Raw genomic sequence first — 18273 nt, 5'->3', positions numbered from 1 at the left:
CGTGAACAAACCCTGTTTAATCAGCATTTTGCTTGCCAGTAGTAATATTAAATTATAATATGTCGGCTATAAGAGCCATGAAAATCTCAATTTGCCATTTAAGCCTTGATTTAAAGTAGCCGATAAGGTACTATAACCATGAGAACGGCCAAGATTTACCGGACTATGGCGGGTGATGAACCATATGTGGATTTTCTGAAAAGTCTTGGGGATCCAATCGGCGCCGCTCAAATTGTGGCGCGGGTGCGCCGAATCGAGTTGGGCGGAAATCTGGGTGATCACAAGCAATTGGGTGACGGTGTTTTTGAGTTGAGAATGCACGCGAGCGCTGGTTACCGTGTTTACTTCGGCAGGCAAGGTGAAACCGTCATTGTGCTTTTATCGGCCAGCGCAAAAGGTGACCAAAACAGGGCCATCAAAAAAGCCAAGCAGTATTGGCTGGATTATCTGGCCCGAAAGGAGCATTGAAAATGAGCAGAGGTTTTAGAACGCATGACAGCTTCATGCGTGAATGGCTGGCGGATATTGAAAATGCCGCCGCTTATTTGAACGAATCTCTTGAAAACGGCAACCGGGAGGAATTTTTGGACGCGCTCAAGATGATCGCCAATGCCCAGGGGATCGGTGTGCGAGGCGTCGCCAAAGCCACGGGACTTAGCCGGGAATCGCTGTTCCGGTCGCTTTCTAAAAACGGCAATCCCTCTTCGGAAACCCTTATGTTGGTGATGGAACCCTTGGGCCTCGGTTTGAGGGTGGAGGCATTGAGCAAGACCGGGAAAAAAAACAAACCATCCGCGGGAAAAGTTCATCGCGCCCACGCCGGGTAAAACGACGCTCGCAGCGCCGATGTCCCGCCGGCAATCGCCAAAAGTGGCGCTACATCGCCCTTTGCCACCTCTCCATGTCCATCGCCATAAATCCCATCTTCCCGTAAAACGCATAAGCTTGCGTGTTGGCCTTGTCTATGTTCACGGTGACGCGGGGGGCGCCAAGCTCCCGGGCCTTGGCCAAAACACCGTCCATCAATGTGCGCCCGGCGCCGCCGCCCCGGTTTGCGCTTGCGATTATAAAATCGTCAATGTGGACGGTGATGGCGCCGTGATATGTGCTGACCATCAGCTGCAGGTTGGCAAAGCCGATCACGCGCCCGCCGGCCTGGGCCACCAGCAGGCGGGAGAGTTGGGGATTTTCAAGCGCAAGGCGGATCCCTTCCCGCTGTTTTTCGGGACGAGGAGTGAACTGGGACTCTATGGAATAAAGCTCGGCCAGCAGATCTGCGATGGCGGGGACATCCTCCCGCCGGGCGTCCCGCACGATGATTCCGGACAATGGAGCAATCCTCCGCGCCTAAACGAAAAAGCCCCGCCGCGCCCGTGGCGTGGCGGAGCCTGTCATCAAAAGCCGCTTTATGAGGGCTTTGTCACCTTGCCGGAGGTGATGCAGTCCACGCATACGGTGATCCGCTTGTTGCCCCCGTTGGGCTGCACAGACCGGACGGACTTTAAGTTCGGGTTCCAGCGCCGTTTGGTCACGTTGTGGGCGTGGGACACGTTATTGCCGAACATCGGCTTTTTGCCGCATACTTCGCATTGCTTGGCCATAAACGCTCTTTACAGAAAAATGTGTTTAAAATAAAAAAGAGTAATGTTAGCATGATCCCTGTAAATTACAACAACTTTTTCACCATCTATTGGCCGTAAAATGGAAAAAGTGACGAAAGACATGGTGCTCCATCAGCTTATCAAGGCGCACCCGGATACCCTGAAAGTGTTTGATTCTTATGGCATGGGGTGCAAATCCTGTGGCGGGGGGAAGATAGAGACCGTCGAATGGAGCGCCACCGTGCACGGGATTGACCTCGACGAGTTTTTAAGAAAGCTCAACGCCCAGGCAGCCCTTGAAGGGGCAAAAGGGAAGTAGCCTGCATCCGCGTCTCAACTCATGCAGACGCGCTTTGCTCCTACCTGTCCGGCGCGAAACTTTTTGAATATTCCCCCGCGCCAGCAAGGTCCGCCTGGTTAAAATCCGCGTTGTAGAACATCTTCACAGTATGACGGCGCGCCATGGCCAGTTTCGCCCCAAGGCCCGCCGCGCGCAGATCAAGGGCGTGGCCGCCGCGCTTCCTGTCTTTCGTCAAAAAATGCATGTGCCATCCGGGGACGTTCACGTTTTTCAAATAAGCTGGAAACCGGAACCCGACAAGTGTCCCCTCCACATTCTCCAGCGTGAACACGGTCTGGGCTTTCACCACTTCGTTTAGTGTGGGGTATGGCCGCTTCTGGCCGGGAACACTTCGGACTTTCAGGTAATCAAACCTGCCGTCTATGCGGATGGCGTAAATGCCGTTTTGCGTTGGCAATGATTTATCCAGCTGATCGGCCATGTCCGTGAAACTCTCGACCTTGGCAAGCTTCGCTTCCATCTCCGGAGCGAACCTGGTCGCCGTGGCAAATGGGGTCTTCATCGCGTCCGAAGCTGGCGCCGCCGCCCCGTCGCTCCCGATTCGGTAAACGATTCCATCCGCCACGGCCATCTCGCCGTCCAACCCGTTGAACGTGCCGATGCCTGTGTCCCCCTCTGTTTTCAATTCCCCGATTGTGGTGTCACCCTCCAGCACCCCAACGGACAGGGCGTTGATCACCCCCACCTGCCACACGCCACCCTCCCCGGCGAAGGAATGGCCGCAAAGGGCAAGGACGATTATCAACGCGGCGATAAGTTTATTTGCGGACATGCAATCCTCTGGATATTAGCGATTAAGTGATAATGGAGCCGGCCTCAAGGTCATCTGGCCTGATATTTGGAGAACCTTTTCGTCCTGGCCGGATCGTCTTCCCCTTCCAGCTTTTTCCCTTTGATGACTTTTTCGGCGTTGGATTTGCGGTCTGAAGCCGGTGGATGGGTCTTGTAAAATCCCAGGTCCTTCTCACCCTTCGATTCCTCGCTTAACGTGGCAAGGAACTCCGTGAGCCCCGCCGGGTTGTACCCGGCCCTGTACGCGACCTTCACCGCCTCCTCGTCCGCCTCGAACTCCTGCGAGCGGGAATAGCCGTTGACCACCATCTTGTTCACGATGTCGTCAATCGTCCCTTCGAATGCGGTGGTAAGCTGCGCTATCTGGGATGATGAATATTCCTTCACCGCCTCCGTCCCGATGATTGTGAAGGCCTCCGTCAACCGGGACGATTTTATCGCCCCAAGGCCGTGTTTTAACGTGACGTGGCTTATTTCGTGCGCCAGCACACAGGCAAGCTGCTCCTCGTTGCGAAGCTTTGAATAAAGCCCGGTGGTGATGAAAATGAAGCCACCGGGGGCGGCGAAGGCGTTCACCTCGTCCGACTTTATCAGCAGGAAATGGTATCCGGCGTAAGTCTCCGGCCGGGACGAGAACCGCGCCAGCGTCTGCCCCAAGGTGTTTACATATTCGGTCCGCGCCGCGTCGTCCGCCGGTTTGTAATCGTTTAATATCTTCGCTGCAACGGACCGGCCAATGTAATACTCCTCTTCCTCCGTCAGGTCCGTAAAGCCCTTTCGCAATGCCTGGGTGGTCTTTATTATGGCGTCCTTTTTCTCCAGCCCTTTCATCAGTACGTCGCCGATATCAAAGGAAGCGGCCGGGCGGACGCCGGAAACCGCCGCTATGGCGATCACGGCGGCAATTAAGAACGCGCGCCTCATTTAAGCTCCCTTGGCGAAAGTTTTCCGTCTTTGACAAAGGAGGCGATCCTCTCGTCCTTCACGGTTATTTTCTCCATCTTGTCCACTGCGGCGAAATTGAGCTCGGGATTCTTCTTTTTATATTCCTTCTCCACCTTCTCGTTGAATCCCTTGCCGGCCAGCGCCACCTCATCGGCGGAAACCTTGGAAGCGTCGTCACCGCCGAAAAGGGAAGAGCTTGCGCCCTTTGATTCTTCCCCCGTCGCCGACTTGTGGACCCAGCCTGTCTTGCCTCCCACTTTCACCTTGTACCACCCGCCGCTTTCCTCGGCCACGTCCAGCTTGTCGAGCCGGTTCACCTCGGCTATCGCAGGAGCGAAAAATTGCTTGTCCGACCGGACAGATGTTTTTTTGACCGCGATGGTTATGGATTTTGGAGTGGCGAACGCGATTTGCGGCGCAAGGAGGGCGGAAAAGATGAGGAATGTAAGGCCCATTTTCATTTTCAATTCCCCCTGTGACATCGAAAGTGATGATAACCCACCCAATGGAACGTAATCAACGGCAAAAGGAGATAAAATCCTCAAGCTTTCATCCCATGCGCAACACTACATGACAGAATAAGAGGGACGGCGTACTACATTTTATGTAGCGGGATAACCGTCAAATTTTGGAGGAGACGCAAATTACTTAAAGTTGAATTTTATATTGCATTTACAATCATTTGAATTTAATATGGTTCGCAATTATCACACTTGGCATAGTGTATGCTTGATCTAGACTGTATATTGAATCATCCCCAAACAATCGGGAGGTTTTCAAAAATGGATGTTTTGAACATTCCTTTGACCGCGATTGTTTCTATTGTAATGGGTTGCGCGGCGCTGGTTTTCACCTTTATCGGCGCAAATTATAAGACCGAGCCTTCTGTGCTTTACTCCAGAAGCGTGGATCCCTTTTATTCCACCCAAGGAGCAAAACTTCTTACCAGACATTTGCAGAAAACAGGAAGCGATTCGAAGTCCCTTATTTCCGATTTCCGGAAATATTACGGGGACATGGCCGCGCAGGCTCTTTTAAGATCGGCTGACGAAGCGCTGCCGGCCGCCGGTCTGGATTCAGCCGCCGACAGGCTTTACACCTTCCGCGGCCTTGCGCTGATGGAAATGGAAAGGCCTGTTGAGGCGGAAAAATCTTTCCAGCTTGCGATGCAGAACAATCCCGCCAACACCGAAGCGAAGAACATGATCGGTGAACTGCGGGAGCGGCGCAGATTGGCGGCCATTGCAATGGCTGAAGCGCAAAACGCCGAAATGGCCCAGGCTCCAGTGATGGCGGCGGCGCACTAAACGGCGCGGGACTTTTGACACATGTCCTCCCTGCCTCGCCCGTCAGCGTGAATGGTTCACGCCCTCGGGCGAGGTTTTTTTCCATGTTTGATGATGACCTTCAAGGCTCAAAAATACGCCAGTATAATCCCGGTCATTGATGTGCGGCGCGGAGTGGCCGTCCATGCGATGGGGGGCGATCGCGCGGCATACAGGCCGGTGGCCTCTCCGATGTTTTCATCCGCCGATCCCGTCCACATCGTCAAACGGTTAAGCCACCATTTCGGGTTCAGGATTTTTTATGTGGCGGACCTGGACTCCATCGAAGGAGGAAAGCCGAACCTGGAGGTCATGGAACGGTTGCTCAGTGGGGCCGTGTGCGATTTCATGCTAGACGGCGGATACAGACGGGCTGAAGACCTGCCCGGGCGCCATCCAAGATTGTCCCCGATTGTCGCCACGGAAACTTTTAAGGATTGGGCGAACCTTGGGACTGCGTCCAATCCGGTGGTCTCGCTGGACACAAGGGGTGGTAAACTTATCGGCGCTTCCGAAGGGGAGGAAATGGAAAAACTCCTGCGGCTGGCAAGAATGGCTGGAATCAACAGATTTATAAATTTAAGGCTGGACGCGGTGGGCTCCGGAAACCTCGACTCGGATTCGCTGATAAAACCCCGTTATGGCGAGGAATGGATCGCCGGAGGGGGCGTTTCCAGCCGTGAAGATCTTGCGCTGCTGTGGAGCATCGGTTACAAGTCCGCGCTGGCGGCCACCGCGCTTTACAGCGGCAAGCTGGCCTGATTTTGCGCCCACCGGACGGACCGGAAATCGCATGAGCCAGATCACCGTTTTCATCCTTGTGAGGGACGAGCCATACGGCTTTAGTGAATTGACCGGCATGATCCGCCGCCAGGACGAGGAAGGGTTTGAGACCATCGCCTTCGTCCCGCCGGACCTTTCAAAGGCCACGGCTCACATGGTGGAGCGCAATTTCAAAAATACTCGGGTGGTGGCGCGCGACGATATGGGTGGGGCGCTCAACGAGGCGGTGAAAAGCGCGGCACGGGAGTTGATCGTGATCCTTGATTCGGCGTTCCTGCCGAGCAACCAGGTGTGGCTCAACAGGCTGACGGCGCCGCTAAAGGCGGGCGATGCGGAGGTGGTGACAGGCCGGCTGGCGCACGACCTTTACACAAACTGGCTGATCCAGAACGATTTCGCGTGCGACCAGAACCTGGTCAACCGCGGTGGGCTCCCTCCCTTTTACTTCCAGTTCGCGAACTTCGCCGCGAAAAAAAGCGTTTTGGCCGCAAATCCTTTCCCCTCATCGGGCATAGACGATTTCGCCTTGCGCTGGGCGCTGGACAATTCCATCCCCCACAGGTTCGTCGCGGACGCCGTTGTGACGCATCTTGAACACATTTCGCTGGATGGTTTCGTCGAGGCGTATCGCAGGTATGGCAGGCATACGCGCGGCCTTGGAAAACCTCTTCGAGAAAGTTTAAAGCTGTTTTGGCGCGGAATTGGCCGGGACGCTGCCTTCGCGCTATCGAAGCGAAAGCCGCAGTGGCTTTTCTTCTCGCTATATTTCCGTGCAAGGCAGGCGATGGGATTTTACAAAGGTTCCGTCGCGCCGCAACCTTGAGACGCGGTGTTGACCGCTTCGATTACCTGTTCCACCCTTATGCTTTCCATATCGCCATCTTCCGCCGCCATTATTTTCACCCGAGTTCCCGCCGGTCTCCAAACCTTCGCGTTTGACGGCCCGAAAAGCGCCACCGTTGGAACTCCCAGCGCCGCCGCCAGGTGGGTCACTCCCGAATCACATCCGATATAAACGGAAGACTTCAACAGTATTGCGGCCAAGCGGCCGTATCCCGGGTTGGTAACGATGTTCACATCTTCCAGCGTACCGGCCTTTTTGACCGCGTCTTCCATTCTTTCCAATTCCGCCGGGCCGAAAATAATATTCACCCGGGCCGCCCGTTCGCCTGCCAACGTCCGCGCCAGACTCATAAAATTATTGAACGGCCAGTTCTTTTTTGGCGAGCCTGAGCCGGAATGAATAGTGGCTGTAAGTTGATCGCATTTTTTCCATCCTGCCAAAGGTTTTGGGAAGGGAGGCTCGGATGGCGGGGCGATTCCAAGAGTTTTGGCGATGGACTCGGCCAGATATAGCGAATACGGTTTTTCATAGTCCATCGGCGGCAGCGGCGCAATCCGAAAGGCCCGGCCAGAAGACGCTTTCGCAAGCCCGGCAGTCATATCCGCGGTCATATCCGCTTTGATGGCTATTATCGTGTCAAAGCCGCCCAATATTACTCTAAGCTTTGCCGAAGTTTCCGAATAAATACTTTCAAATCCGCTTTCCTCCTCCGCGATAAAGGCAAACCCGAAAAGGTCTGCGATCTCACGGTATCCGCCGTGGGCCATCACGGTCACATGGCGCCCCGATTCTTTCAGCCATTGCGCCGCGCCGAGGGTCAATATGGTGTCGCCGAGCCCCCCCGTGCGGATTATCAGTGTATTCACATTACCTGCTTCTTGCGCCCCGGGTGTATGCATACACCATGAAGAGCAGGCTGGCGGCGGCGCAGAGCCAGTCGAACAAATCGCCGGTGGCTCCGTACATTGTGATTTCGCCTCCAGTTGCGGGCGTGAAACTTCCGTTGAGCGTGGTCTCCACAAATAGCGGAGTCTGCGCCAAAATCCTGCCGTCGGGCGAAATGATGGCGGACACTCCGGACTGGGCCGCCCGAAGAAGCGGCAGCCTGTTCTCCACCGCGCGGAACACCCCCATGGCCATGCTCTGGCGGGAGGCGGGGGAATCGCCATACCATGAGTCGTTGGTGATGTTGACAATCACGCCGCCACCCAACCGCGCGATTTCCCGCGAGTATTCCGGGAAAATAATCTCGTAGCAGATCTGCGCCCCGGCCTTGAATTCACCGGCGTCGAGCAGGGTTATCCTCCCGCCGGGCTTCATCTCGCCTATCGCCACCACTACGCGGCTTATGAACCGCAGAATATTCTGAAACGGCACATACTCGCCGAACGGCACCAGGTGGAGCTTGTCGTAACTTGTTGCCATTCCGTCCGGCCTTATCAGCCATGCCCTGTTGTATTCATGGACAGCGCCATCTTCCCACTGGGCCCACGGCGCGCCAAGTATCATGTCCGCGCCGAAATCCCTTGCCAGCGCCAGCACAGCGGGATCGCGCTTTGGATCTTTGCCGAACACGAATGGCGCCGCCGCTTCCGGCCATATGATCAATTTTGCGCCATTGCGCGCGGCCTCCAGCGTCCGGGACATATATATGTCAATCTGCGGCTGGATATAGCTGCGGTCCCACTTGCGAGCCTGGTCTATGTTCCCCTGTATTAACGCCACTGAAACTGGCGTTCCATTGTACGTTTTATCGAGCTTTGCAAAGCCGTATATCAAGCAGGCGGCCACAAGTCCAAAACTTATTAAAACCCATACAGCAGGGAATTTTTCACGGAGCGGCTCTTTCCCGCCAGATGCCAGGCGTTTGACTCCCCACTCCACGGTCTTGACCAGTGCGGCGTTGAACATCACGATGATAAATCCAAGCCCTTCCTCCCCCGCCACATCGGCGATCTGGATCAACGGAAGCAGAAGATACTGCGAATCGGCGATCCGCGCCCAGGGAAAAGAAAAGTCCGCGGAGTGGATGCGGAAAAATTCTATGGTCACCCACCCGAATGGAGCCATGGCCAGCCCCATGTCCTTGGAAACACGGGAGGAGACCCACGCCACCGCCCCCCCGAAAAGCCCCGTGTAACAGGCCATTGTCGTAATCAGCAGCGTCTGGACGATGGCGGCCATCCATAGTGGCAGGTGGCCATATTCTGTGATGGTGTTTATCACCCACCATACCGAAAGCTCAAAGTAGATAAGGCCGAACACGAAACCCATGAAGAAGCCGCGGGTGACTGATTTGCCCCTGATGGAATATAGAAGCGGGACCAACGCCACCCACGCCATGCCCCAAAGGCCCATGTCCGGAAAGCTTGCCGCCAGCGCCAGCCCGGAGATGGCGGCGATTCCAAGATCAGAGGCCGCTGCCGAGTAATTTGTCTTTTTCGTCATATGGTATTCAGGGAAGTTTTACCACACCGGGATTGATGAAATGAAAGTTAAATATGGGTTCGCCGCATATGCCGCTTCCCATGCCGGGGGAAGCTCCGCAAGAAGAATTTGAACCTTGAGGTTGAGGGAACAGGGTGCGAGGGAAGGCTCCTAAACGTTCATGACCATCCGGGCGCCGCCCGTTGTCCTTCGGGAACGCTTGAGGGCCGACTCCATTATCTGCCCGATAAGCTGCTTGTATTCCATGCCGGCCTGCGAGCACATAATCGGCAGGTCCGAATGGGTGGGATGAAGGCCGGGCAGTGGATTTATCTCCACGACGTTGGGGACGCCATATACGTCCAGCCGCACGTCCACCCTTCCACCGTCGCGGCACCCGGCCCCCCGCCAGGCCGCCAGGGCCACATTCTCCGCCGCCTTCGCCGCCGCGTCTTTTACCAGGCGGTATTCCACGCGGCTTTCGCACTCTTCCTTGTTCAAATAGGTGTACACTTCGCAGCTCTCCGCCGCGCCATTCATGATTATCTCCAGGGCGCCTGCGGCCCGGGCTTCTTTCCCGGTCCCTATCACGCCGACCGTGAACTCGCGCCCCGGAAGGTATGTCTCCACCAGCACAGGCTGCGCGAACTGGACCAATAACCTGCGGCACACGCTCTCCAGTTCATCGTTGGAAGCTATCTTGGACATGGCGTTGATCCCCTTGCTGGTCCCCTCCGCCACAGGTTTTGCGAACAAAGGGTACGGCAGGTTTATGGCCGCCACATCCTCAATCGCCTCCACCAGACGAAAATCCGCCGTCGGCAGGCCAAGGTCGCGAAGCACCCTTTTGGTCATCGCCTTGTGCAGGGTAAGCGAAAGGGCCAAAGGCTCCGAAAAAGTGTACGGGATGGAATACGCGTCCAGCAACGCCGGGATTTGCGCCTCCCGGCCGAAGCCGTGAAGCCCCTCGGCGATGTTGAACACCATGTCCCACCGCTCCCCTTCGGCAAGCCGCGCGACAAGGGCGCGTATGTTGCCTATCCGGTCGGTGACATAGCCGTTCAAGGTCAAGGCCCGCTCGATGGCGTCCACGGTGTCCGGACTGTCAAACTCAGCCAGGTTCTCGTCGCTGAGCCCCTCTTTTTCGTAGTCGCGCCGCAGGTCGTAGGTGATCCCGATCTTCATACCGCTTTGCTGACCTTGTCGTGCGCAGGCTGGTCGCGGGTGGCGGCCGGGCCAAGCGGATCCGGATACAGGAATGTCTCCCCCTCGTAATTCTTCAGCGCCAGGTAATCCCCCCTGCGCCCGGAATAATATTCCGGCAGCAACGGGATTTTGCCCCCGCCCCCCGGGGCGTCTATCACATACTGCGGCGATGCGTAGCCGGTGGTATGCCCCCGCAGCCCTTTTATGATTTCAAGCCCGCGCTCCACAGGCGCCCGGAAATGGGACGAGCCGGAGATCGGATCGCACTGGTACATGTAGTATGGCCGCACCCTTATGCGCAGCAGTCCGTGGAAGAGTCTTTTCATCGTCTCCACTTCGTCGTTCACCCCCGCCAGCAGCACCGTCTGGCTCCCAAGCGGAATCCCGGCGTCCGCCAGCCTTTCGCAAGCCTGGGCCGTCTCCTCGGTCAGTTCCGATGGATGTGTGAAATGAAGGCTCAACCATAACGGGTGATACTTTTTCAATATCCTGGTCAAAGCCGGAGTCACCCGTTGCGGCAACACCGCCGGGACTTTGGTTCCGATCCGCAAAAATTCCACATGCTGAATTTTCCGCAGCCTCGATAAAAGCCATTCCAGCCGCTCGTCCGGCAACGTCAACGGATCGCCGCCGGAAAGCAGCACGTCGCGTATCGCGCTGTTGGATTTTATGTATTCGATCGCCCGTTCCCACTGCCTCTCGTCGAAGCGGTATTCACCCGCCGCGCCCACCATGCGCGACCGCGTGCAATAACGGCAGTATGTGGAGCAAAAACCGGTGACCAGGAACAACGCCCTGTCCGGATACCTGTGCACTATCCCGGGAACCGGGCTGTGGCCATCCTCGCCGAGAGGATCGTCCGACTCGCCGAATCCCCTGATGTATTCGCCCATCCTCGGGATAACGGTCCTTCTCACCGGCTGGAAGTGGCCGGTGTCCTCCAAAAGGCTCGCATAGTACGGCGTGATTCCCACCGGCAACGAACCTTTGTGCGCGGCCACCGCCTGGGCCTCCTCATCGGTCAGGTTGACAATCCTGCCGAGGTCTTTAGCGTTTGTTACCCTGTTGCGCAGTTGCCATCGCCAATCGTTCCAGTCCTCGATTGAGACATCCGGAAAAAACCTTTGGCGGAAAAGCTGCGAATCCTTGCTGGACTTGAAAGAAGCGCCACGCACCGGCTTTCGTTTTTGCGTCCTTGCCGGAGGAGGGGCCACGGTCAGCATAGTTTGGCGGGAATTGTGAGATTCTTCTGAAATGACGGCGGAGCCAGAATTACTGGGAGGTTCCATTTCCTCGCCGCTGGATTCCGCCTCTTGGTCTGGAATGTTGGCTATGTCCATCTTACCTTTCCTTATCGTTGATAACGGGCCTGTCACAAAGGCGAAACTTCGCGCCGGAACAAACTGACAACTCCGGTCAAAACTACCCTTAAACCGTAAACTGCGTAAGGCCGATTAATGGATAGCCTTGACTTGAAAGAGCTTGGACTGATTACCCCTGCGAACATCATGTAACGCCGTTACCTTATAGTAATCAAAACGTTTCAGAGTCCATGCTCATCTATGTATATTCGATGGATAATATGTCACAATACTCAAAAATATGTCAATAAAAATTTGTGGCGATTGTTTCTTTTTTACAGGATCGCTTCCAGTCATTTTTTTACAGGGTGAACCGGCAAGAGGCGATGGAGTAATATATATATTATTTTAGTTAAAGACCAGCGGGAGCCGGACACCGGCGCAATCTTGGGCAAAGACGATGCCTACGCCAGGCTTTGAAGCGAAACGCCCACCCCTTCGAGAAGGTCCTGCAGCGGAAGGCCGGTGCGGCGGGTGACGGCGGTGAGCCGGCGCATCTTCTGCGACGGCACCAGGCGGCTTTTCAAAACGTGCTTCTCGAACGGCGAGCGGTTGAACAGTCCCGTGATGTAATACATCATGGGCGAGGGGGTCCGTATGGACTTGTCCAGAATCTCCTGGCCGATGGCTCCTCCGTTTTCAAGCGACATGAACGCCGAGCAGCACACCTCCTTGTCGCCGGATGAAAGATACGGCGCGATGGCGCCAAGAGCCGTTTGCGTCTTTATCTTGCCCAGCACCTGGATCAGCTCCACCAGCGCCCTGGCTTGCGCCCGGGGAAGCCGCGGGATGGCGAAGGACTCAAACCTTCCCCGGAACCTGCTGTATATTTCGTGCGCCGCCTCTATCTGGAGCCAGACGTTGGGCGACTTGTCAAACCGTATGATCAGTTCGTCATAGGTCAACGTGCTGGTGCTTTTCCATTCACTGCCGGTCCTGGCTTTATTCTCATGCGAAGGTTTGGGCTGTGACTTGGAGCGCATCCCACCCATGAAGTCCATGAACTTCGATCCGGTCTTCCCGGCAAACCTCCTCCATCCGCCTGCCTGCGCGGCCTCCGCCCCGGCGGGAGCTTTTCCTGCCCCCTTGCGGGTGGATTTGAAAAGGATCTGCTTGCGCTTGATGTCTTTTGTTATCAGGTTGTACGCGGTGACTATTTTGTGGAATTTCTCTGTGTCAGCAAGGCCTGATGCGGCGTCGGGATGATAAAGCTTGGCGGCGCGCCTGTAGGACTGCTTGACAGTCTCTATTGCCGAATTTTCGGCGACTTCCAGCAAGCCATAAGCCTGCTTCAGAGTCATCTCTTGTTCGTAGCCGTACGACATGGACGCCCTTTAATCTATTCCGCAATAATTATATGACAATGTATGCTAATTTACATGCAAATTAATGTCAATGTCAAATTATTGACATGACACTATCGCCATATTAGCTTTCAATTGCCATTTTTGCGCCACCACGCGCTTTAAAACCATAATAGGCCCGTTTTCCCATACAGTCAATTTCGGCAGATCAGGCGGAACTCTAAAGCTTTATAACGACATCGCGGTATGGACAGAATGGAACATGCTTTGCGCCGAAGACCGGAAACGGAAATCAGGATGATTGGCCGGTGGATTTGCTTTTGAAACTTTCAAGAAAATCGGTCTTGCGCTCTTCTCCCTTTAACAGCCTCTTGATATTTTCCCTATGTGTAAAAACGATGAGCGCCGCCAACGCAACACCGGCTCCGGCAAGCTCCGCTGGCAGCGTGGGATGAAAAAGCGACTTGTCCAGCAGAAGCAGTATCGGCGCGCTTATGGCCGCTGTCATGGAGCCTAGCGACACGTATTTGGTGGTAAGCGTCACGGCCAGGTAAATGGCCACCGCCAGCAGTGTGACCACCGGGCTTAGTCCTAAAAATATTCCGGCCGCAGTGGCCACCCCTTTGCCCCCCTTGAATCCGGCGAACACTGTCCATATATGCCCGGCCACCGCCGCAAGGCCGCAATACAGCGCCGTCCTCTCCCCGGAAAGAATTCCCGCGCCAAACGGGGCAATCAAGGTGACCGCGATGAATCCTTTGAACATGTCCAAGGAGAGCACGGCAAGGTACGGCTTCATCCCGAACAGCCGGTACACGTTGGTCGCCCCGGCGTTGCCGCTGCCGTGCTTTCGTATGTCTATCCCGCCAGCCATTTTGCCCGCGATGAGGGCTGTGGGGATCGATCCGGCCAGATAACTTGCGATCAACGCGGCCGCCAGCATGGTCATTTACCGGGAATCCTGAATGTAAAGTTGAAAGAAGCGGCGCCGGTAATCATGCCAATAGCACCTTGGTCCTGTTCCTGCCTTCATGCTTGGCGGCGTAAAGGGCCTCGTCGGCCTTCTTGATCAGGTCCGCCTCCTTTTTGACCCCTTTCACCGTCATGTCCGACACTCCCATGGACACCGTGACGCCGATGGAGCCAGCCTCGGTGACCACCGGATTCGCGCCCACGTCTTCGCGTATCCTTTCGGCCACGGCCACGGCCGCCTTGATATTTGTCTGGGGGAGGAGGATGGCGAACTCCTCGCCGCCGTACCGCGCCACCACGTCTATCTTGCGAAGATGGCCCATCAGCTTTGCGGCGATATGCCGCAACACCGTGTCGCCTGCCTGATGCCCATACGTGTCGTTGATACGCTTGAAAAAATCGACGTCCAGCATTACGCATGAAAGGTCCTGGCCAAACCTTTTGGCCCGCTCGAATTCCAGCGCCAGCAGGTTGTGGAAATGCTGGTGGTTGAACACCTTTGTGAGCCCGTCGGTGACCGCGAGCCTGTTTATCCGGGAGTGCATCCTGCAATTGCCCAGGGATGCGGCGGTGATCTCCGCCATAAGCCGCAGAACGCCGAAATCATCTTTCATGAAAAATCCGGCTCCGCCCCCGCTGACGTTGATGACCCCCACAAACTCACCCCCGGCCGAAAGGGGGATGCACATGGCATACCCGTCTGTGTATTTCGGGCGCCTGGCCCCGGTGGCGTATGGGGTCGTTGCGAAATTGTCCACCATTATCTCGTTCCCGGCCGAAAGCGCCGCCGCCATGATCGGCGATTCGGCGGCGGGCAGAGAAAGCCCGTCCATTTCTTTTTCTGAATGATTGTGGCCTACGAGCTTGAGCTCACCCCCCTCCTCTTCCAGGTAGAACAGCGAAAAAAGGTTGGCCTCCACAAGCTCTCCAAACCTTGCGGCGAAGGCGGCGCCCAGGGCGGCGGGATCTATGGAGTTGACCGAACGGGAAAAGTCCACCAGCGCCAGCAACTGCCTGTGGCTTTCCTGCGCACGGAATATGGACCTGATCTTGGCTTTAAGTTCGGCCAGGTTGAACGGTTTGGTTATATAGTCGTCCGCCCCCAGGTCCAGCCCCTCCACCTTGTTCCGGGTCTTCCGCAGCGCGGAGGCGAAGACCACCGCCGGGCTCTGCGGGCCGCTTTCCTTGATGCGGCGGCACACCTCGTATCCGTCCAGCCCCGGCATCATTATGTCCAGTATCACAAGGCCGGGCCGCACATCATCAAGCATTCCCAGCGCCTTGTCGCCATTTTCAACGCATACAACCTCGTAACCTTCCGGCCCCAGCGCAGTGGCAAGGTTTAGCCGTATGTCTTCCTCGTCGTCAACGATCATGATGGTTGATTTTTTCATGCCGCCTCGCCCCTTATTGGTAAAAACAGCTTGAATACGCTCCCTTTGCCCGGTTCGCTTTCCACGGCCGCGAAACCTCCGTGGGCCTTCATGATTTCACGGACAACAGCCAGCCCCAGCCCGGTGCCCGAATACCGCCTGCGGGTGGAGCTGTCCAACTGGGTGTACTTGTCGAATATACGCTCCCGCTGCCCGTGCGGGATGCCGATGCCGGTGTCCGAAACACAGACGCAGGCCATCGGCGTCCCGTCATGCTCCTCCGGCAAAACCGCCGCCACCACCGATCCCCCATCTTCGGTGAACTTGAGCGCGTTGGAAAGCAGGTTGTTGACCGCCTGGGTCATTAGCCTGTGGTCGCATCTGACTTTGGGGAAATCCGGTTGCGCCCGCGTTTCCAGCGATATTTTGCGGTCTTTGTAGGCAAGTGAAAACTGCTCTACACATGAGTTCACAACCCACGGCAGGCTGTACATCTCGGCGCAAAGCTCCATCTGCCCCGCCTCGAACTTGGCTATGTCCAGAAGGTCGTCTATAAGCGCCTGCTGGCGGTCCACGTTCCGTCTGATCATCTCCAGGAACTTGAGCTGGTTTTCCGTCACTTCGCCAAGCGCTCCGCTTATAAAGTTGTCCACGGCGGCGCCTATGGAGGTAAGGGGCGTGCGAAGCTCGTGCGAGATCATACTTGTGAAATCGTTCTTGAGCTTTTCATATTCCTTGTCGGCGGTTATGTCCATCAGCATTATCAGCGAGCCGGCGGGGCTTCCCGACGCGTCCGTCACATCCGCCTGGCGGATCCTGTACGCCTTGCCGCCGATCATGGCGTCAAAAGAGTGGGCTTTGTCATCCCCCTTCCTGTTTTCGGCGGCCGCATCACGCCCGATCGTTTTGATAAAATCATCTTTTACGGGATACCCGTCCGCGTCAAGGCTGGGAAAAATGGCCGTGGCCACGGGATTTATCATCTCCAGCCTGCCGTCAACGTCAAAGAATATCACCCCGTCGGTCATACCGTTGATAACTGTCTCCAGCTTGCTTTTCTCCGCGGCCAGCTCGTTCCGCAAATGGATCAGGTGGACGCTCTGGCGCGCCAAGGAGTCGGTTATGTCGCGCAGTTCCTGATTGCGCACGCGCAGCGCGCTGCTGGCCGAAACGGACCCTGCCTGCTCATCTCCGTTTGTCATCGCCTCGGCGATGGCCGGAAGCGACGCGATCCCTTCCTCGTCGGAAATCACCACCGGGCCGAGCCCGAGGTCGAGCGCCTCCACGGGAGTCTGGAATTCAAGGGAGGGGACGATCACCGCAATCCCCATTTCCGCCCGGGCCGAGCGCAGTAGAAAGGCGGCGTGGGCCGCTTCTTTGGGATCGGTCTCAAAGTCCACGATGGCCGCGGCGAAGTCCGGTGGCGTGGAACGGACTCCCGCCGTCCGGGCAAAGGAGCGGAACTCGATGTTGAACCGCGCGCCCCCGGCGCTTTGAAAGGCCCGCTTGATGGCCTCGCGCCTGCCGTTGTCGCCTCCGACAACCAGTATTTTAGTTTTGTTGGAAGTCAAAACGCCGCTTGAATAATTTGTAACGGTTTATGATACACGCAAAGGAACCACGGGGCAATCGCGCCTCTTTTCAGACCGCCATGCCCGAAATTCTCGGCAATGTGGTGATAGCCCCGCGCCCGGCGTTGTGCAGGCAATGATACTCGCATTGGCCGCAGCCGACGCATTCGGACGCCTGTATGGCCGCCCGGCCGCCGAGCAATATCACCGCCCTGCCGGACAACGGGCAGAAGTCGTGGCACAGGCGGCACTCATCCCCTTCGCTGGCCTTGCATTTGGCCGGATTCATCCTGGCCTTGCCCATTGCAAGCTCGCTTATGTCCGCCACCGGATTTAGCGCGCCTGCCTTGCACGCGTTCACACAATGCAGGGGCGAACAAAGAAAGCAGGCCTTGCGCGCCGGGTCGAATACCGGATATCCCTCCATGGCCCCGCTTTGGGCGGTTGCCGCAAACAAAACTCCTTCGGGGCAGGCTTTCACGCAGTCGCCGCATTTGTCGCACCGGACAACAAATTCAGTCTCCGCTATCGCACCGGGGGGGCGCAGGAAACCGCGCGCGGGATCCAGCGGATTATGTCGCGGCAAATCATCCGTCACTTCTACGGTGTCCTTCGCGGCGTCGTTGAACTCCATCACCGCCCGGCCGAGGAAGTTTACGCCGTCGCGGAACCACTGGCGCCGGTTTGAAAGCTTGTTATCCATACGTTCAATTTTACATTATGATGACCCTTCGGCATACGCTGATTGGGAGACTATTTAAATTGGACGCATCTTTTACCGGAAATCCCCGCAAAACTTTCATCGTCGGGATCTCCGGCGGATCGGCGGCGGGCAAGACCATGGTGGCCAACCTGCTGGCGGAGATGATGGCCGATATCTCCCCCCTTGTGATCGGCGTGGACCGCTATTTTCTTGACCGTAGCTCACTATCCGCCGAAGAGCGCGCAAGGATAAATTACGACGAACCGGAAGCGCTAAACTTTTCGCTGCTGGCCGAAGACCTGGCCACATTGCGGCGCGGCGAGGGGATAGCGATGCCCATTTATGATTACGCCAACCACGCGGCCATCCAGAACGCGGAGCCGGTCCCCCATGCCCGGCTTGTCATCGTGGAGGGGATACTCCTTTTCCACCCCGCCGCAATACAGCCTCTTCTGGACTTTCGATTGTTTGTGGACGCGGACAGGGATGTGCGGCTGAAAAGACGGATCGCCCGGGACACGTTGGAACGGGGGAGGTGCGAGCAGTCCGTCATCCGCCAGTTCAACGATACCGTGGAGCCGGGCTTTGAAAAATACATCTTGCCCACCCGGGCGGAGTCGGACTTCATCCTCGTCTGGAATATAAAAGATATGCGGTCATTGACCCGGGCGGCGGAAATTATACGCGGCCGGATGGTATAATCAT

General features: G+C 56.4%; 21 protein-coding genes. 7 read left to right on the top strand and 14 right to left on the bottom strand.

All coding sequences use genetic code 11. From position 1 onward, the window contains the following. Window positions 1-138: 138 nt before the first annotated feature. Together HZB29_00365 and HZB29_00360 are read left to right on the top strand one after the other, a co-directional pair. Window positions 139-468 carry a type II toxin-antitoxin system RelE/ParE family toxin gene (locus HZB29_00365; GenBank protein MBI5814047.1) on the top strand — a complete coding sequence of 110 codons (330 nt, stop codon included), beginning with the start codon at window positions 139-141 and terminating at the stop codon, window positions 466-468. Between the two features lie 35 nt (window positions 469-503). After that, the gene (locus HZB29_00360) at window positions 504-827 is read left to right on the top strand and encodes a putative addiction module antidote protein (GenBank protein MBI5814046.1); all 324 of its coding nucleotides are present in this window, start codon (window positions 504-506) and stop codon (window positions 825-827) included. Window positions 828-876: 49 nt separating this feature from the next. Here the strand turns inward: HZB29_00360 and HZB29_00355 are convergent, their stop codons facing one another. Together HZB29_00355 and HZB29_00350 are read right to left on the bottom strand one after the other, a co-directional pair. Continuing rightward, the gene (locus tag HZB29_00355; protein MBI5814045.1) at window positions 877-1329 is read right to left on the bottom strand and encodes a GNAT family N-acetyltransferase; all 453 of its coding nucleotides are present in this window, start codon (window positions 1327-1329) and stop codon (window positions 877-879) included. 77 nt (window positions 1330-1406) lie between these two features. Further along, complete coding sequence (locus HZB29_00350) at window positions 1407-1601, bottom strand: 50S ribosomal protein L28 (GenBank protein ID MBI5814044.1); 195 nt, start codon at window positions 1599-1601, stop codon at window positions 1407-1409. Between the two features lie 100 nt (window positions 1602-1701). Between HZB29_00350 and HZB29_00345 the strand changes: the two genes are divergently transcribed. Continuing rightward, window positions 1702-1920 (top strand): DUF1858 domain-containing protein, encoded by a 219-nt coding sequence (locus tag HZB29_00345; GenBank protein ID MBI5814043.1) that lies wholly within the window; start codon window positions 1702-1704, stop codon window positions 1918-1920. A gap of 40 nt (window positions 1921-1960) precedes the next feature. Here the strand turns inward: HZB29_00345 and budA are convergent, their stop codons facing one another. From budA to HZB29_00330, 3 genes are read right to left on the bottom strand one after another with little or no spacing between them, the layout of a single operon-like run. Next, window positions 1961-2734: an acetolactate decarboxylase gene (budA, locus tag HZB29_00340; protein ID MBI5814042.1), complete on the bottom strand. Its 774-nt coding sequence runs from the start codon at window positions 2732-2734 to the stop codon at window positions 1961-1963. 50 nt (window positions 2735-2784) lie between these two features. Next, window positions 2785-3678, bottom strand: coding sequence for a M48 family metalloprotease (locus HZB29_00335; GenBank protein MBI5814041.1), 894 nt, complete (start codon window positions 3676-3678; stop codon window positions 2785-2787). After that, complete coding sequence (locus HZB29_00330) at window positions 3675-4160, bottom strand: SH3 domain-containing protein (protein MBI5814040.1); 486 nt, start codon at window positions 4158-4160, stop codon at window positions 3675-3677. Before HZB29_00330 ends, HZB29_00335 begins: the two co-directional genes overlap by 4 nt. Window positions 4161-4481: 321 nt before the next feature. Here HZB29_00330 and HZB29_00325 point away from each other — a divergent pair, with 321 nt between their 5' ends. The 3 genes from HZB29_00325 to HZB29_00315 all read left to right on the top strand — a co-directional run bounded on the left by HZB29_00325 (window position 4482) and on the right by HZB29_00315 (window position 6630). Further along, window positions 4482-5006, top strand: coding sequence for a hypothetical protein (locus tag HZB29_00325; protein ID MBI5814039.1), 525 nt, complete (start codon window positions 4482-4484; stop codon window positions 5004-5006). A gap of 87 nt (window positions 5007-5093) precedes the next feature. Next, window positions 5094-5786, top strand: a complete 693-nt coding sequence (locus tag HZB29_00320; protein MBI5814038.1) for a hypothetical protein — start codon at window positions 5094-5096, stop codon at window positions 5784-5786. 31 nt (window positions 5787-5817) lie between these two features. Beyond that, window positions 5818-6630 (top strand): glycosyltransferase, encoded by an 813-nt coding sequence (locus tag HZB29_00315; GenBank protein MBI5814037.1) that lies wholly within the window; start codon window positions 5818-5820, stop codon window positions 6628-6630. On the opposite strand, the gene HZB29_00310 is transcribed toward HZB29_00315, so the two are convergent. The 9 genes from HZB29_00310 to HZB29_00270 all read right to left on the bottom strand — a co-directional run bounded on the left by HZB29_00310 (window position 6600) and on the right by HZB29_00270 (window position 17568). Beyond that, window positions 6600-7517 (bottom strand): glycosyltransferase family 9 protein, encoded by a 918-nt coding sequence (locus HZB29_00310; protein MBI5814036.1) that lies wholly within the window; start codon window positions 7515-7517, stop codon window positions 6600-6602. The genes HZB29_00315 and HZB29_00310 overlap by 31 nt on opposite strands. Before the next feature lies 1 nt (window position 7518). Next, the gene (lnt, locus tag HZB29_00305; GenBank protein ID MBI5814035.1) at window positions 7519-9099 is read right to left on the bottom strand and encodes an apolipoprotein N-acyltransferase; all 1581 of its coding nucleotides are present in this window, start codon (window positions 9097-9099) and stop codon (window positions 7519-7521) included. 150 nt (window positions 9100-9249) lie between these two features. After that, window positions 9250-10263, bottom strand: coding sequence for a D-alanine--D-alanine ligase (locus HZB29_00300; GenBank protein MBI5814034.1), 1014 nt, complete (start codon window positions 10261-10263; stop codon window positions 9250-9252). Next, entirely contained in the window at window positions 10260-11573 is a 1314-nt protein-coding gene (locus tag HZB29_00295; GenBank protein MBI5814033.1) for a KamA family radical SAM protein, read from the bottom strand. Before HZB29_00295 ends, HZB29_00300 begins: the two co-directional genes overlap by 4 nt. Window positions 11574-12049: 476 nt before the next feature. Then, on the bottom strand, window positions 12050-12946 hold the full coding sequence (locus tag HZB29_00290; protein MBI5814032.1) for a DnaJ domain-containing protein: 897 nt from the start codon (window positions 12944-12946) through the stop codon (window positions 12050-12052). A gap of 295 nt (window positions 12947-13241) precedes the next feature. Continuing rightward, window positions 13242-13898 (bottom strand): glycerol-3-phosphate 1-O-acyltransferase PlsY, encoded by a 657-nt coding sequence (gene plsY / locus HZB29_00285; protein ID MBI5814031.1) that lies wholly within the window; start codon window positions 13896-13898, stop codon window positions 13242-13244. A 46-nt stretch (window positions 13899-13944) separates the two neighbouring features. Next, window positions 13945-15315, bottom strand: a complete 1371-nt coding sequence (locus tag HZB29_00280; protein MBI5814030.1) for a diguanylate cyclase — start codon at window positions 15313-15315, stop codon at window positions 13945-13947. Next, window positions 15312-16865 carry a hypothetical protein gene (locus HZB29_00275; protein MBI5814029.1) on the bottom strand — a complete coding sequence of 518 codons (1554 nt, stop codon included), beginning with the start codon at window positions 16863-16865 and terminating at the stop codon, window positions 15312-15314. Before HZB29_00275 ends, HZB29_00280 begins: the two co-directional genes overlap by 4 nt. A gap of 70 nt (window positions 16866-16935) precedes the next feature. After that, a complete protein-coding gene (locus HZB29_00270; GenBank protein ID MBI5814028.1) occupies window positions 16936-17568 on the bottom strand; it encodes a hypothetical protein in 633 nt (210 codons plus the stop codon). 59 nt (window positions 17569-17627) lie between these two features. On the opposite strand from HZB29_00270, the gene udk reads away from it, so the two are divergent. After that, on the top strand, window positions 17628-18269 hold the full coding sequence (gene udk, locus HZB29_00265) for a uridine kinase (protein ID MBI5814027.1): 642 nt from the start codon (window positions 17628-17630) through the stop codon (window positions 18267-18269). The last annotated feature ends 4 nt before the right edge of the window (window positions 18270-18273 follow it).

This window comes from Nitrospinota bacterium (genome assembly GCA_016235255.1).
Classification (GTDB): domain Bacteria; phylum Nitrospinota_A; class UBA7883; order UBA7883; family JACRLM01; genus JACRLM01.
The sequence above is the reverse complement of the archived record's forward strand: the minus strand, read 5'-3'. Positions and strand labels throughout refer to the sequence as shown.